Annotated in this window: 16 protein-coding genes; 6 read left to right on the forward strand and 10 right to left on the reverse strand. The window is 48.4% G+C overall.

Annotation, left to right across the window (positions count from 1 at the left end; genetic code table 11):
* The 7 genes from KOO63_15085 to KOO63_15115 form a co-directional block, all read right to left on the reverse strand.
* Window positions 1-326: glycosyltransferase (locus KOO63_15085; GenBank protein MBU8923141.1), on the reverse strand; the 326-nt coding region annotated here is incomplete at its 3' end.
* Window positions 327-334: 8 nt separating this feature from the next.
* Window positions 335-1333 (reverse strand): radical SAM protein, encoded by a 999-nt coding sequence (locus KOO63_15090; protein ID MBU8923142.1) that lies wholly within the window; start codon window positions 1331-1333, stop codon window positions 335-337.
* A 15-nt stretch (window positions 1334-1348) separates the two neighbouring features.
* A complete protein-coding gene (locus tag KOO63_15095) occupies window positions 1349-2416 on the reverse strand; it encodes a glycosyltransferase (GenBank protein MBU8923143.1) in 1068 nt (355 codons plus the stop codon).
* A gap of 86 nt (window positions 2417-2502) precedes the next feature.
* Window positions 2503-3141, reverse strand: a complete 639-nt coding sequence (locus KOO63_15100; protein MBU8923144.1) for a hypothetical protein — start codon at window positions 3139-3141, stop codon at window positions 2503-2505.
* Between the two features lie 17 nt (window positions 3142-3158).
* The gene (locus KOO63_15105; protein ID MBU8923145.1) at window positions 3159-4184 is read right to left on the reverse strand and encodes a Gfo/Idh/MocA family oxidoreductase; all 1026 of its coding nucleotides are present in this window, start codon (window positions 4182-4184) and stop codon (window positions 3159-3161) included.
* Window positions 4185-4199: 15 nt separating this feature from the next.
* A complete protein-coding gene (locus tag KOO63_15110) occupies window positions 4200-4937 on the reverse strand; it encodes a sugar transferase (protein ID MBU8923146.1) in 738 nt (245 codons plus the stop codon).
* A gap of 85 nt (window positions 4938-5022) precedes the next feature.
* The gene (locus KOO63_15115) at window positions 5023-6129 is read right to left on the reverse strand and encodes a DegT/DnrJ/EryC1/StrS family aminotransferase (GenBank protein ID MBU8923147.1); all 1107 of its coding nucleotides are present in this window, start codon (window positions 6127-6129) and stop codon (window positions 5023-5025) included.
* A gap of 208 nt (window positions 6130-6337) precedes the next feature.
* On the opposite strand from KOO63_15115, the gene KOO63_15120 reads away from it, so the two are divergent.
* From KOO63_15120 to rfbD, 5 genes are all read left to right on the forward strand, one after another.
* Window positions 6338-7387 (forward strand): glycosyltransferase family 4 protein, encoded by a 1050-nt coding sequence (locus tag KOO63_15120; GenBank protein MBU8923148.1) that lies wholly within the window; start codon window positions 6338-6340, stop codon window positions 7385-7387.
* A 2-nt stretch (window positions 7388-7389) separates the two neighbouring features.
* A complete protein-coding gene (locus tag KOO63_15125) occupies window positions 7390-8115 on the forward strand; it encodes a hypothetical protein (protein ID MBU8923149.1) in 726 nt (241 codons plus the stop codon).
* Window positions 8116-9627 carry an alkaline phosphatase family protein gene (locus KOO63_15130; protein ID MBU8923150.1) on the forward strand — a complete coding sequence of 504 codons (1512 nt, stop codon included), beginning with the start codon at window positions 8116-8118 and terminating at the stop codon, window positions 9625-9627.
* 82 nt (window positions 9628-9709) lie between these two features.
* Window positions 9710-10165: a dTDP-4-dehydrorhamnose 3,5-epimerase family protein gene (locus KOO63_15135; GenBank protein ID MBU8923151.1), complete on the forward strand. Its 456-nt coding sequence runs from the start codon at window positions 9710-9712 to the stop codon at window positions 10163-10165.
* Between the two features lie 16 nt (window positions 10166-10181).
* Entirely contained in the window at window positions 10182-11045 is an 864-nt protein-coding gene (gene rfbD, locus KOO63_15140) for a dTDP-4-dehydrorhamnose reductase (protein MBU8923152.1), read from the forward strand.
* Between the two features lie 17 nt (window positions 11046-11062).
* Here the strand turns inward: rfbD and KOO63_15145 are convergent, their stop codons facing one another.
* On the reverse strand, window positions 11063-11791 hold the full coding sequence (locus KOO63_15145) for an NTP transferase domain-containing protein (GenBank protein MBU8923153.1): 729 nt from the start codon (window positions 11789-11791) through the stop codon (window positions 11063-11065).
* Between the two features lie 145 nt (window positions 11792-11936).
* On the opposite strand from KOO63_15145, the gene KOO63_15150 reads away from it, so the two are divergent.
* Window positions 11937-13091, forward strand: a complete 1155-nt coding sequence (locus KOO63_15150) for a glycosyltransferase family 4 protein (protein MBU8923154.1) — start codon at window positions 11937-11939, stop codon at window positions 13089-13091.
* On the opposite strand, the gene KOO63_15155 is transcribed toward KOO63_15150, so the two are convergent.
* Together KOO63_15155 and KOO63_15160 are read right to left on the reverse strand one after the other, a co-directional pair.
* Window positions 13059-14270 (reverse strand): glycosyltransferase family 4 protein, encoded by a 1212-nt coding sequence (locus KOO63_15155; GenBank protein MBU8923155.1) that lies wholly within the window; start codon window positions 14268-14270, stop codon window positions 13059-13061. The two genes, KOO63_15150 and KOO63_15155, sit on opposite strands and share 33 nt — an antisense overlap.
* Window positions 14267-15403 carry a glycosyltransferase family 4 protein gene (locus KOO63_15160; protein ID MBU8923156.1) on the reverse strand — a complete coding sequence of 379 codons (1137 nt, stop codon included), beginning with the start codon at window positions 15401-15403 and terminating at the stop codon, window positions 14267-14269. The genes KOO63_15155 and KOO63_15160 overlap by 4 nt, the downstream gene beginning before the upstream one ends.
* Window positions 15404-15418: the final 15 nt, after the last annotated feature.

Below are 15418 nucleotides of genomic sequence, written 5' to 3' on the forward strand. Positions count from 1 at the left end.
GGTATGCCAGCAAAAAGGGAAGGCCCGATCCCATGATAGTGAACAATATCAAAGGGTTCTGACAATGTTTTCATGGTTGCTATCAGAGAGTGCGTGCCAGCGTCCAGGTTCTTTGTGGGAATCGAAGGCAGCACCCTGACTCTCATCCCGAGATGCTCTCCGTCAATACTGAACGGCTTACGGCCGAAGACGGTTATCTCATGGCCTCTGCTCGCAAGGCGCTTCCCTATCTCTTCCACATGCCTTTCTATTCCTCCGAATAACGCGGGCAGGCCTTTCGACCCGATCATCGCTATCTTCAAACTGGAATCACCATCTTTATTCATGATAAGACTCATGTGACAGAAATATCTCTTCTCAGTAGCAGCAAAACCCAGTTCTTAAGTATCCATAAAGCGGGCTTTACGGGATTTCTTTTCATGGAGGCTCTGGCAGTGCAGATCATCCAGCACGGCAGTGTACATTTATCGACGACTTTACGGACCTTTTCAGCCTGCGGACTCTTCCATATCTCTTCAAGAGTGTTTTTTGTCACATCACCCATCTCCTGTTCCAGAGTAAGACATGGAAATACTTTACCACCCGGATCGATGAACACGGAATCACGACCTGCTCTACACTTCAGCGACCTTCGCCCGGCACTGTTGTAATACAGGACTCCGGTATAGAAATATGCCCTCAGCCAGCGCTTCGGACTGAAGCTGCCGAGTTCTTTCTTCATGACATACTTCAGTTCATCTTCCAATTCACTCGGTTCGACCTGCTGATTGTCTTTCGTCGAGAAATAGAAATCGGAATTCTGGGCAACGGACGTCGTAAACTGGAATCCGAACTGCCTCGAGAGGTCGTATACAGCGCCCAGATGCCTGACATTTTCCTTCTGCGCCGTAAAAGCGACGCGGACATTCCTGTAACCGAGCTTTTTCAATTGCGTCAGAGTCTCGACGATCTTTTTGAATCCACCCTCGATCCCCCTGATCTTGTCATGCATTTCTCCGATTCCATCCAGTGATACGGCTATTCCTATTTTCCTGCTTATCTTCTTGAGAGAAGGCGTAGCATGGGCGATTCTTCTGTTCTGAAAACCATTTGTCGATATCACGATCCTTGGATGTCCGCAATGTTCATATAAACTGCGGACCATCTCCACAATATCATCTCGCAGAAATGGCTCGCCCCCGGTTATGTTCAGATCGTTCACAGATGATGGAAGTTTCTTCACATCTTCCAAGTTGAACTCCATACCCGGCGGCAGTTTCCAGATATTACACATATTGCACCTGGAATCACACCTGTATGTCACGGCCAGAACCGCATCGAACGGCAGCGCCATATCTACCCATCCTCTCTATCGATCGAGACCTTCCACAAGCTCGGAATATCCCCTGATCATATTCTCCTCTGAATAATCTCCTGTGACTCTGTTTCTGGCCTTTTCCCCCATAACAGCCCGGAGGGTCGGATCAGATTTCAGTGTGGCCAGTTTTTTTGCCATGAGTACCGAATCCTCACTCGGAACAAGCATTCCTTCTTCTCCATCCCGAAACATCTCCGCTATTGAACCTACATCGGTGGAGACCACCGCAAGGCCCGAGGACATTGCCTCTAGAACCGTGAGAGGGAAGGTCTCGACGACCGGATATGAGCAGAGTACAGCAGCATCGGAAAGAGCGAATATCCTGTCAACATCATCCCGCACACCCATAAACCTGATCTTGTCCGGGTTTCCCGTATTTTCGACGATTTCATGCAATTTCCCTGCCTCAACACCACCTCCGGCAATTAAAAACGTGAAGTCTCCGTTTGATCGAAGAAGCTTATCAGCGACTTCGATAAACATATCGTGATTTTTCTCCGGCCTTAAAGCAGCGGCTATCGTAACGACGAAATCGTTTTCAGGTATCGAATACTTTCTCCTCAGTTCATTTTTATGATCCAGGGAAGCTGGTGGGCAGAACCTGTCTGTATCGATACCATTGGGGATAAGTGTTATTTTCTCTGGAGGGATCCTTCCATCCTTTTCCATGAATCCAGCGTGAGGAAGAGCCAGCGCGACAAATCTGTCGAACATGTGAAGGACCAGTCTGTCCGTAAGACTGAAGGTCCCCTGCTTCCCCCACAGCCCGGTCGAATGCACACTCAGTATCTTTCCTCTTATACCAGCCATCCGTGACGATATTGCCCCCAGCAGTATCGCATCATGATGATCCAAGGCGATAAGGACAGGATCATTGCCGACAGAAAATATCCGTTTCAACCTGTATAAAGAAGATAGATCGAATTTTCCCCGGGCAACTCCGGATCTGAGAGTCACTCCAGCATCAATAAGCTGTTCCCCGACATGCCCTGGCGACCTCAGACAGATTACCTCTACATCATGTCCATATCGCGACATGCCTGTTGCCAGAGCCTTCATCACCATCTCCGCCCCACCCGTCACGAGGGTTGAACAAAGAATGAAGATTTTCCTCCCGCTTCGGCAAGAACCCATGGTATTCCCTTTTACAGGTAAGGAGCCTCCCTGCGTCCCTGCTTGCAGCGCAGATCCTTCAGGTCTTCATGTACCCTGGCAGGATTGCCATAAGCTAGCACACCGGGCGGAAGGTCCTTTGTCACTACAGATCCGCTGCCAACAAGAGTCCCCTCACCGATAGTGACGTATGGCACTACGGTGACATTGACACCGATCCTGCAACCCTTTTTAAAAACAGGCCCCCTCATGCAGTCACCAGAGTCGGGGCATCCAGGATGAATGTCATTGGCAACTGTGACTCCAGGCGCCATAAAGACTTCATCCTCGATAACGGTAAACTGTGCTATGTAAATATTGCAGTGGATCTTCACGTTATGACCGATAGTACATCCGTAATCAATTACAGAATTGTTCCATAAATTGAAATGGTCACCTATCGTGTTTTCTTCCCTTATGATGACATTGTGACCTGTCTCGAGCCCCTTGCCGATCTTCGATCCGGCGTAGATGACGCTTCCACTTCGTACTCTCGCGCCTTCACCGATCTCAAGAAGTTCACTGACATTTCGCCTTGGAGACAAATAGCCCACTATGGCTTCCGGGTCAAAATCGAACCCGTCGCCAAGACGCAGTTCCCCGAGTCTCCTCGGATTAATTGAAGAATTCATTCTGAAACCACCCTGACTTACTTTAAGGCTTCCGGGTATTCTATTTTAATCTCCGTGCCTCCAGCAGCCATCGATCTGTCTGCCGCGTCAAGCACCAGCAGGACTTCCAGTCCATGTTTTCCACTGCTCCGAGACTCTGTCCCGTTAATACAGTCGATGAAATGCTGGCTTTCTATCTTCAGTGGTTCCGCGTCTTCCAGCTTCGGTATCGAGATATCCCCATACCGGTAAGAGAGCTGGAATTCTCCAAACGTATCATAATGAGGTATGACGTCTACACCCTTGTCATAGATCCGGATCTTCTCAAGACTGGCAATATCATCATAAACCAGCATCTTTTTGCTGCCGACCACAGTTGTCGCACGGATCTTGTTTGGATTCAGCCATGAAACCTGCAGGTTTGCCAGAATAGAACCGGGATACTTGAGTGTCATAAACGATACATCCTGAATGTCAGGCTGGATGTAGGAGTGTCCGATCGCAGAGACTGCCACAGGCCTGGACTCGAGGATGTAATTCATGATGGATACATCGTGAGGGGCAAGATCCCAGACAACATTGATGTCTTCCTGGAACAAACCGAGGTTGACTCGAGATGTTGACATGTAATAGATGTCACCCAGCTCGCCAGCCTTGATAAGATCCTTGATCTTGTTTACAGCTGCCGTATATACGAATGTGTGGCCAACCATCAGAGTACGGTCTGCCTTCTCTGCCAGTTCGACCAGCTTGACTCCTTCTTCGACAGTGCGAGTAAGAGGTTTTTCACAGAATACGTGTTTTCCCGCTTCGAGAGCTTCCGAAGCGATACCGGCGTGAGTAGATACAGGCGTCGCAATGACTACGGCCTCTATCTCGGGGTCGGTGATGATGGTCTTGTAATCTGTGGTGATCTCAAGGGACGGGTACAACATTTTCATGTGGTTCAGACGATCTTCAGAAAGATCGCTTGCCGTCTTTACTCTGGCGTCCTTCAGGTTTATGAAGTTCCTGATGAGGTTTGGACCCCAGTATCCGCATCCGATTACTCCTACGGTCAGCAATGTTCCTCCATTCGTTTAAAGTCCGCCTGTACAGGCGAGCATCACAGGTATCGTCCTGAACATTATCTTCAGATCCATGGCCAGGGACCAATTCTCTATATAATAGAGATCCAGTTTGACCATCTCGTGGAAGGGGACGGTACTCCTTCCACTGACCTGCCAGAGGCCTGTCAATCCAGGCCTGACTTTCAGCCTCAGCTTGTGCCAGTCGTCATACTGCTCATACTCATACTCAAGCGGGGGCCGGGGCCCCACAATAGTCATCTCACCCTTGAGTATATTTATGAACTGTGGCAGTTCATCAAGGCTGGTCCGTCTTAAAAAGCCTCCAAGGCCTGTAATCCGTGGATCCTGGGATATTTTATATAGATTATTTTTCTGACTGTCAAGTGATGTTTGTGACATCTGGCCTTTTATGAAATTCTGGGCGAACTCCCTGTGAATCGAATCGTCATTGTCTGGACGCATGGTACGGAACTTGAAAAAGGCAAAATGACGCCCATTTTCCCCTATTCTCTGTTGCCTGAAAAAGACGGGGCCTCTGGACGTTATCTTGATAAGCACAGCAATGGCAAGAAGAAATGGGAACCCTATCACGAGAACACCCAGTGATACGCCCACATCTATGAAACGTTTGACAAATCTCTGCGAAACACCCCGTTCACGAATGGCGAACGCAGCGCTCCCGTCAAGTCGTTCCGCTTGCTGCTCAATCTTGATGTCACTGTCCAGGGCCAGTGATAACTTTCTCATAGCTGAACTGTCCCGTCTCAGTTACTGACCAAACTTATGTCTTTAACTGTTATTCTATATGCCCCCTCCCTGTTAAAGACCGCTTTTATGTCTGTTCGATAGTTCTCAACACCTCACAGACACGATCGACTTTATCTAATTCGAGTTCCGGAAACATCGGAAGAGTGATACTTGTACTCATCAACTTTTCGGATACCGGGAAATCTCCCTTTGAATATCCCAGGTGCAGGAATGCGGGTTGCAGGTGAATGGGGACCGGATAATGCCGTCCCCATCCTATATCTGCGTCAGCAAGAGCCTTACCGACTACCTGCTGATCTTTGCACCCTAGCGCGAAAAGATGATAGACTGGCTCACAATCCTTGTTTTCTGTGGCCATCCAATATCCTGTATCCTTCAGGCCCTCGTGATACTTCTCAGCGATTGCCCTTCTCTTTGAATTCCATCCATCCAGATAGGCGAGTTTCACTTTCAAAACTGCCGCCTGAATCGCTTGAAGCCTGTAATTATAGCCTAGTTCGGTGTGCTCGTTCTTAACGATCTGACCGTGATGCCTCAAACCTTTCATGCGCTTTACAAGTTCCTCATCATCGGTGGTGACAGCTCCGCCCTCCCCGAAAGAACCCAGGTTCTTGCTGGGATAAAATGAGAACGCAGCCGCATGGCCGAGTGATCCCGCTGTTCTTCCCTTATATTTGGCCCCATGTGCCTGACAGGAATCCTCGATCACCTTAAGCCCATGTTTTTCCGCAATCTCCATGATCGGATCCATATCACATGGCTGACCGAAGAGATGTACAGGAATTATCGCCTTTGTCTTATCTGTAATAGCGGCTTCGAGTTTCGAAGGGTCCATAAGCGCTGTGTCTCCAAGGACATCGACCAGGACAGGCTTTACGCCGATCATTCCGATCGCTTCGACAGTAGCGATAAAAGTGTTCGCGACCGTGATCACTTCATCGCCAGGTCCGATCTTGAATCCAAGCAGAGCCAATACGAGCGCCGACGTACCGCTGCTCGTGCCTGCACAGTATTTCGTGCCGCAATAATCCGCAAAATCCCCTTCGAACTCTTCGAGCCCTGGACCAAGTACAAAAGCTGTCTTATCGATCACTTTCTCGATAGCAGCATCGACTTCATCCCTTATAGTCTTCGTTTGTTCACTAAGGTTGAAAAACGGTATCTTACTCATAGACCACGCCTCTTCCATCTCAGTTTTAATTACCCCTTACCCAAGTCCATAAATTATAACATTTTTAGAAAATTAATACTACCCCCTAAATTATGATCACGTTTCAGTCAGCATCCTCCCGATTATCGTCAAATGTGACCTGTAGCAGCAAGTTAGTCACATGAGGCCAGCCTTGACTTTGGGCCGGACATTTGGTTTAATCCCTTTTATGAGAATCCTGCTTGTTACGGAAGAAATCACAGCAAGCCCTTCTGAAGGGCTTCTCGTCTTTATAATGCATATCTGCAGATATCTATCTGCCAGACATCAGCTTAAGGTGATTTACAGAGATGGGGACCCTGAAGTTCGATTAGATGCTCTGCCGCTTCTTTCAGGCAGGCTGCATTCGGGTAAAGATATCCGTAACTACCTCAAGAACAATCTGTTTGATGTGATTATATACATCCCTTCCTCCGGAATGACAGGATTCGGGCTGCTCAGAGCGATGCTTCTGGGCAGACATTCGAAGACTCCTGTTATGGTAATCGCGATGCAACACAGGCATATTGGCTGGTTACACAGAGTCCTGTCCCTCATGCCCGCCCCTGATAAAATACTGACTCCCGTCACAGGGATGCGGGTTGCACTTGAAGCCCTGCGGATCAATACTGGCTTCATCATGCCTGGATTTGACGGGGACCTCTTCAAACCTGTGGACTCGCATCAAAAGGTCGCCCTGAGAAAGAAACTCAACCTTCCTGAAGACAGGTTTATCATATTGCATGTCGGTCACATCAAGGAAAGTCGTAACCTGCAATTGTTTCTGCGTTACAGAGAATGGGGTGATGATATCCTTCCTCTGGTAAAAGGAGGTGAGGTAGAGAATTCCTGGAGGGAAAGACTCAGGCAGGCCGGTATGATTGTGATGGACCAGTATACAGACGACATCCACGAACTCTACCAGGCGAGTGACTTGTACCTGTTCCCTGTCTCCTCCTCCACGGGCGCCCTTGATTTTCCGCTTTCGGTAATAGAGGCATCGGCATGCGGCTTGCCCGTACTCACAACAAGGTTCGGCGCCCTGCCAGATATCCTCGACAGTGACACGGATTATATGTATTTTCAGCAGGCATCCGAGATAAGTTCCGCAATCTCCAGGATGAGGAATTCCAGCGCCCGGCCTACATCGGAAAAGGTCCGGAGTTTCACCTGGGAAAAGGTATTTTCCCTATACCTTGACCCTGCACTCGGCGAATTCACGCCCAGGAAGGCAGAATAATAATGGCGGGGAAGGTTTTCAGGCCACTAGTCTCAAATAGTCCGGGCATCCTTACCCTCAGCGGTCTCGATGGTACGGGAAAATCTTCACAGGCAGAAAAATTACTGAACCGCCTCTCGAGTGAAGGCATAAAAGCCGGGGCTATCTGGAACAGGTGGAAACCATGCCTATCCCTCCCTTTGGTAAAATTGGCCAGAAGGAGTCTCAGCCAGGTAAAAGAGGCCAGAACGGCCGACTATGCGAATTTTACCGAAGCCAAGAAAGAAAAGATGAAGAGTCCTGCCAGGAAGAAGATCTGGCAGACTATGGTATGGTCGGAATACTCTTTCCAGGTCAGATTCAGGCTTCTTACACATGGCTGGCCATTCAGAGGAATGATTTGTGATCGATATGTATATGACACACTTGTCGACATGGCAGTAAACTTCTCCGTATCACCAACGGAACTGGAATCGCTTTGCGTAAATCCACTTCTTGATCTCTTTCCTGTTCCCACTCAGGCTATCCTGATAGATATTGATCCAGAGACGGGAGCCAGACGCAAGGACGACGGCACACCTGTCGACTATCTTTCCGACAGGAGACAGCTCTACCTCGAAATGGCAAGGATCACGGGGGCAATAATCATAGATGGAATGAAAACAATAGAAGAGATCTCCGAAGAGATATGGGACCGGACGGGCGCGTGGAGATCGACCCTGCACAGTGAAAAGGACGGGGCTGAGTAAATGGCTAGACTCCTGTTAATAGGTATCGACGGGCTTGACTGGAAAGTCACCCGTTCTCTGCTCGACGACATGCCTGTAATATCGAAATTACTGGAAAGCGGTTATGGTGGTCCAATGAAATCCATTTTTCCGCCGGACAGTATTCCGTCATGGATCTCAATATTCACGGGACTTGACCCCAGCGAACATGGCATTCTTGAGACGATCGACTATTTTAAAAAAGATGCGAAGAGTTTTTCTATAGATACTGAAGCGTTTCAGGGCAAGACTTTCTGGGACAGGGCGAGCTTATCCGGAAAATCTGTGCTCGTAGTAAATCCCCTGATGGCTTTCCCTTCATGGAAGGTCAACGGGATCATGGCCTCGGGCCCGGTTTTTATTTCTGGAAAATCCGGTACCTGCCCCCCTCACATCGCGGACGAATTCCCCCTTCCTCCCCTGGGAGGAATAGTAGACTTTCCTGACAAGCATGAATTAACGGAATTCTACGACAAGACCTGCGACGAAACGATGGAGATCGTCAAGTTCACTTCAGAATTGATGAATAATAATGAATGGGACCTGACCTTCGTCACACTGCTGACGATGGACAGGATCTGCCATTTCTTCTGGCGCTATTACGACAGGGATGATCCTACATGGCCAGGTAAAAACGAACATTCCGATGTGATACCGGCCTTTCACAGGTTCATGGACAAATGTGTCGGGATGTTGATTGACGCGGCAGGTAAAGATACCACGATAATGATAGTCAGTGATCACGGACACGCAATGCGGCCTCCCCTTCTATTCAACCTTAACCAGTTATTGATGGACAACGGCCTCCTCAAAAGCAGGATAAGCGGCCCCCGGCTCATGAGCCCTCGCTACCATCTGGAGAAGATGAAAAATATTACTCTTGAGACACTGCATCGTTTCGACCTCGAGGATATTGCTTACAGATTCGCGCATATTTTCCCATGGACACGAAAACTTAAAAAGAAAGACTTCATGACCTCCCCTGACATGAATATAGCGACAGCATCGGGATTCGGCGGTACAAATCCCTTCGGCGGAATCGATATTTCCGCTTCCAGGTGCAAGGAGGAGGGTCTTGATTACGAAGAGACAAGAGATCGGGTCATAAGATTGCTGATCGACCTGAAAGATGAAAATGACACAAAATATTTCATCTGGGTAAGGAGGCGGGAAGAGATGTTCAAGGGCCCGTTTATTGACAGATACCCCGACATCCTGTACGAGATGAGACCGGAGTTCGGCACCAACTGGTCGGTGCATCTTCCTCTTGTAACTACGAATCCTAGACACAGGAAAATATCCGGAGGCCACAGGAACGATGCCATTCTGATCGCAGGCCCTCTTAACGGCCTGGAAATAATCGAGGAGGAAGCAAAATCTATTAATATCTCTGCCTCTGTATCTTCGATCCTGTCTTTTGAGGGTCATGTCAAGAACTCTGGTTTGTCGTCATCCGGGCCTGGAAGTTCGTTTATCAGAAAAGTGGAGGAATAACCACCGGCTTGACAGTGTCTGGATGAAGAGTTAAAGTCCCTGATACAGAATGTTGATGATTCCGCTCACAAAGGAGCCAGAAATGATAGATGGTGTAAAGATCAAAAAGCTGAAGGTGATTCCCGATGAACGAGGCAGACTCATGGAGATGGTCCGTGCCGATGATGAGGATTTCATAAAGTTCGGGCAGGTCTATATGACTACCTGTTACGAGGGCGTCGTCAAGGGCTGGCATTACCATCATAAACAGTTCGACTATATGACTGTCATCAGGGGGATGATGAAGATCGTCCTTTATGACAACCGCGCTGGGTCATCTACACATGGAGAGATCAACGAGTTTTTTGCCGGGGAAAATAATCCGGTCAGAGTCCAGATTCCTCCCGGTGTCTGTCACGGGTTCAAATGTATAAGTCCTGGAGAGGCGATCGTAGTAAATACGGTTTCAGAACCTTACGCATACGATGACCCGGACGAACACCGTATCGACCCACACAAGAACGATATCCCATACGACTGGAACAGAAAAGACGGATAGCAGCGGCGGTTCATCGATGAAGAAAGTATATGTCACAGGTTCCCGCGGAATGCTCGGCGGGGCACTCGTCCCCATCTTCTCGGAACATTACGAAGTGAGGGGAACAGACTTGCCTGACACCGATATCCGTAGTGCGGATGATATCCGCGAAGATATCCTGAATTTCGCCCCCGATATCGTTATTCATCTCGCATCTTTGACAGACGTCGATGGATGCGAACTTGACCCGAAGCAGGCTGACATCTCGAATCGGATCGGCACCGAAAACGTGGCAAAAGCATGTCTGGAATGCGATGCTGTTATGGGCTATGTCAGTACAGGGATGATTTATAACGGCTTGAAGCCTCACCCCTATATCGAGTACGACAGTCCGGCCCCCATTTCGGTCTACGGCAGGACCAAATTCGAAGGTGAACTGGCGATCCGTTCCCTCCTTAAAAGATATTACATCTTCAACACGTGCTGGATTTTCGGTGGAGGTGTCTCGGATAAGAAATTTGTCGCCCGAATCATCGATATGGCCCGCAATAATCGTTCGATCAGGATCGTGGACGATAAATTCGGATCACCGACCTACACGGTCGACCTTGCTTCCCGCATCATGAGACTCATCAGTGATCAAGTACCTTTTGGACGTTATCACTGTGTCAATTCGGGCTATGCGAACAGGTATGAAGAGGCAAGGGAGATAATTAAGGCCGCCGGTATCACAGGTTGTAAAGTACTTCCTGTCCCATCCAGCGAGTTCCCTCTTCCGGCAGCACGACCAAGGATGGAAGGTATGTCAAACTACGCGATGAGTCTACTCGGAATGGAAAGGATGCGTGACTGGCGTACAGCTCTCAACGAATACGTCACGACTGAACTGTTATCCGGGTGATGACAGATTCCCTTTTCTCAGATATTATTAGCACCTGTCTCAGCAACCAGATTACCAGCCTTTAGAAGAGATACGAATGTTCCTGCGTCTGTCCACCACCCGTCGAGGGTGTTCCACGCAAGCTCTCCCTTGTCTATATACGCATTATTGACGTCGGTTATTTCGAGTTCACCACGTCCCGAAGGCTTCAGGGTCTTTATGATATCGAATACCGTGTTGTCGTACAAATAGATCCCTGTCACAGCGTAACTCGACCCGGGATTCGCGGGTTTCTCCTCTATCTTGACAACTCTTTCCCCATCCAGCACAGGTACACCGAACCTCTCCGGGTCGGGAACTTCCTTCAGGAGTATTCTGGCTCCCGAATCCTGTTTTCTGAACGCGTCAACTGCTGCTACTATATTTTTCTCGATGATATTGTCACCGAGTACGACACAGATACTATCGTCACCGGCAAAGTACTCAGCCAGCTTCAATGCCTCGGCGATACCACCCTCACCTTCCTGATATGTATAGTTGATGTGCTTCAGCCCGAACTCGCTTCCATTGCCCAGAAGCTTGAGAAAGTCACCAGCATTATTCCCTCCGGTGACGATCAGGATGTCGCGTATATCGGCATTGATCAGTGTCTGTATTGGATAGTAGATCATCGGTTTGTCATGCACAGGAAGCAGATGTTTATTTGTTATTTTTGTCAGGGGCAGAAGACGAGAGCCGAGTCCTCCAGCTAGTATAATACCTTTCATTCTCGAAAACTCCTTTGTTCGAACGTTTTGACACCCTGTCATTATAGCTCTATGCCCTTTCTGACTCAAGGGTATATCAACCTGGAATATAATTATTGTTGAACAGCAATAAGAAACTGATTAGTATCCTCTGACTGGAGGTAATATGAAAGTCTGTTTCTTTTCACCTACCGCATACGGATACTTCAACCCCGACAGGGAAAAGTGGGCCGGCGGTGCCGAGACACAACAATTTTTTATCGCACGCCGTATGATAGAGAACGGGATCAGTGTCTCATTTATAACGGGGGACCACGGCCAACCGGATGTCGAGATCTACGATGACATCGAAGTAATAAAATCATTCCGTCCATTCACCGGCAACAGGAAACTCAGGTTCATACCTGACATGCTCAAGGTTAAGAGAGCGATGGAAATTGCCGACGCTGATGTCTTCAACCAGAGATCGACTTCGTTCTACACAGGACAACTTGCCTGGTTCGCTCACAGGCTTGGCAAAATGTTCTCGTTTTCTATCGGGATTGATTATAATTGCTACGCTGATTGCCAGGGGCACCTGTCTTTCCCGATGACAGCCCTGTACCGCTACGGAATCCTCTCAGCAGACGCGATAATTGCCCAGACCGAGAAACAGCGACTACTTCTGAAAAACAACCTCGGTATCGATTCGACACTTATAAGAAACGGTATACCTCTGGGATCCGATGTCAGCACACCCTCTCCCACCCCTTCATCTGATTATTCCACTTCAGGGCCTATTAGTCGCCGACCGGATTACCTCTGGGTCGGCAGCTTCAGAAGAAGGAAACGTCCGGAACTATTCCTCGAACTCGCAAGAAGGATGCCGGAGGCATCATTTACGATCATCGGCGGAGGGGGGGACGACCAGGCCTTTCACGAAGAGATCGTAAGAGAAATAGCAACACTTGAGAATGTCGTTTATCCGGGATTTATGAAGCCTGGCGATATCGACGCCTTTTATTCAAGAGCGTATGCCTACGTCAATACTTCGACTCTCGAGGGATTTCCAAACACATATCTCCATTCCTGGAAATATGGCGTGCCGGTTCTTACGATAGAGATAGACCCTGATTCCCTTATCGAGGATAACGGCATCGGCTCGTGTACTGGCGATTTTGAAGGACTTGTCTCTTCTGCAAGAAGATTGCTCGACAACCCTGAAGAAAGATCCGAGATGTCGTTAAAAGCGATCGATTACGTTCGAAAGAATCACGATATCAGTGAGAAAGCGGACCAGTATATAGCTCTATTCAACAACCTGACCCTTCGCTCCGAATAACTTCGAGAGCATAATATCGAGTCTTTCAGGATATGTATCTCCTGATATGTGAAGTTCTGCCCATGCTCGTACATTTATCCCTGTATTTACAGCGAGTTCCCGGTCCTCAAGCAGCCTGCATGTCTTTTCAGCGAATTCTGCGGGAGAGTCAGCCTTTAGATATTCCTTTCCATCAGTAAGTCCCATCCCTGACACACCTGCATCCGTACTGACCACAGACACTCCCATCGCCGCCGCTTCCAGCATCCTTATCCTGATTCCACCAGCAAAGCGAAGAGGCAATACCATAGCGGAACATTCTCCGAGTTCTTTTCTGATGTCCTCCGCATACCCGGCAAAGATCACATGATCATGTCTCTGCTTCAGAATATCTTCCGGAACACCCATTCCCACTACGCGCAATACTGTCCCTGGCCTTTTCTTCAGTATGATCGGAAAAATATCATCGAGCATATATCTCAGTGCGTCTTCATTGAAATCTGACGAGAAAAGTCCAGGAAACAGAAGAGTATCTTTCAGCCGTTCGTGAAAGGCTGGACTGAATTCATTCAGATCCATTGATGCAGGAAGTCCGACTATCGACTTCCCGGCAAGATACGGCATCTTTTTCAATGTATCCGCATCCTTTTCTGTCACAGTAATTATTGCCGGGTACTCCTCGTAGGCTTTTTTTTCTATCGATTCCCTCATCCTGGATTCACGGTTCCCTGTCCTCTCGGCTCCATTTTCCCGTTTTACCAGATAATCCAGATCGTGAGTGAGCAGAACTACCGGCCTCCCATCCATCAGGCTCGGGAGCCTGAAGAGGTGCCAGTAGTTAGCAATAACCAGATCGACATCTTCTGCTTCTGCTACCGAGCGTATCAGTTCAAGGAAGACCGCGGGAGCTGCATAACTTACTTCGCGGGGAATTGAATGGATCATTGAAATAGACATATTCTTCAGTTTGTAGAAGATCCTGTGAAGAAAGGATCTTCTGTGCGGGGCCACCATCGCGGCCAAATTGACAGATTGTCTCCTGATATCCCCTAGCCTGTCGAGATCGGTCGTTGAGAGAGTCATGGTCGACAATATCACTTCGTGTCTTGAAGAAAGGCCATCGATCAGGTTCATTATCAGTCTGCCTGTTCCCCTTTCAACAGGATATGGACTGTATGGCAATGCGATCAGAATCTTCATCTCCCAGCCCCATTTTTCAATAGTTCATCATATACTGCGATTGTATCGGCCACGGATCTTTCAATCCTGAAACGGGTTTCAAATTCACACCGCGCGTTCTTCCCCATTTCGGCTAGAAGATCCCTGTTTTCATTAAGAATATTTACTTTGTCAGCAATTCCCCCGGGGCTGGAATGGTCGACCAGAAACCCTGTCCTGCCGTCTTTGAGCAGCTCCGGTATCCCGAATATGTCTGTCGCGATCACTGGAAGTCCCCCTGCAAACGCTTCCATGATGACATATGGAGTAGCCTCTACCAGCGATGATACGACAAGAAGATCGGCGGAAGCGATGATCCCTGTAATATCATCCCTGTACCCCGCGAAAAAGACCCTGTCACTCAACCCATATTCTTTGACTCGACCCTCAAGGGCTTCCCTCATCTCACCCTCACCGACTACGGCAAGGACAATATTTTCTGGAAGAAGCCTCATGGATTCGATGAGAGTATCCTGGCCTTTCCTGCTTTCTATGGACCCGATCGATACGATTCTCAGACATTTTTCATCGTGGGTCATTCCAGAAAATATATCGGAAGAAGGTAATGTTTCCGGGTCCGGTATACCGTTATAAACCACCCTTATCCTCGAGCGTGAAACACCGTGTTTACTGACCAGGTAGCGTTTATTATCAGAACTTACAGTTATCACCCTGTCAATAAAAACACTCCCACAACCTTTAAGGATTCTCCCTTTTGGAAATGAATCGATCATCGGAAGGTGTTCTGTTGACAGTATAGCTTTTATGCCGGCTGCCCTGGCTACGGGAGCCACAAGGCTATACCGCGAATCGAAGGGGCCCGGAAGGTTCAGATGAAATATCCCTGGAGATATCTTTTTGAGAATTCTGTACAGAGCCCTGGCGCCTCTCATGGAAAAAATACTTTTCCACTCTATCCTGTGATGCTCGATTCCCGCGTCCTCAGTCCATCGCCCCAGTCTTCCATCTCCTCTATCGGCGCAACTGATAAGCGCAGGGATGTAACCTGCATCGACCAGATTCGATGCCAGAAGATATAGATACCTTTCGGCTCCGCCCGTGTATGGAGCATCGGAAAAGAATACTACCTTCACTTTTTCAACTGATCCATTCATATTCTATTTCTCCAG

The organism is Candidatus Latescibacterota bacterium, assembly GCA_019038625.1.
Taxonomy (GTDB): domain Bacteria; phylum Krumholzibacteriota; class Krumholzibacteriia; order Krumholzibacteriales; family Krumholzibacteriaceae; genus JAGLYV01.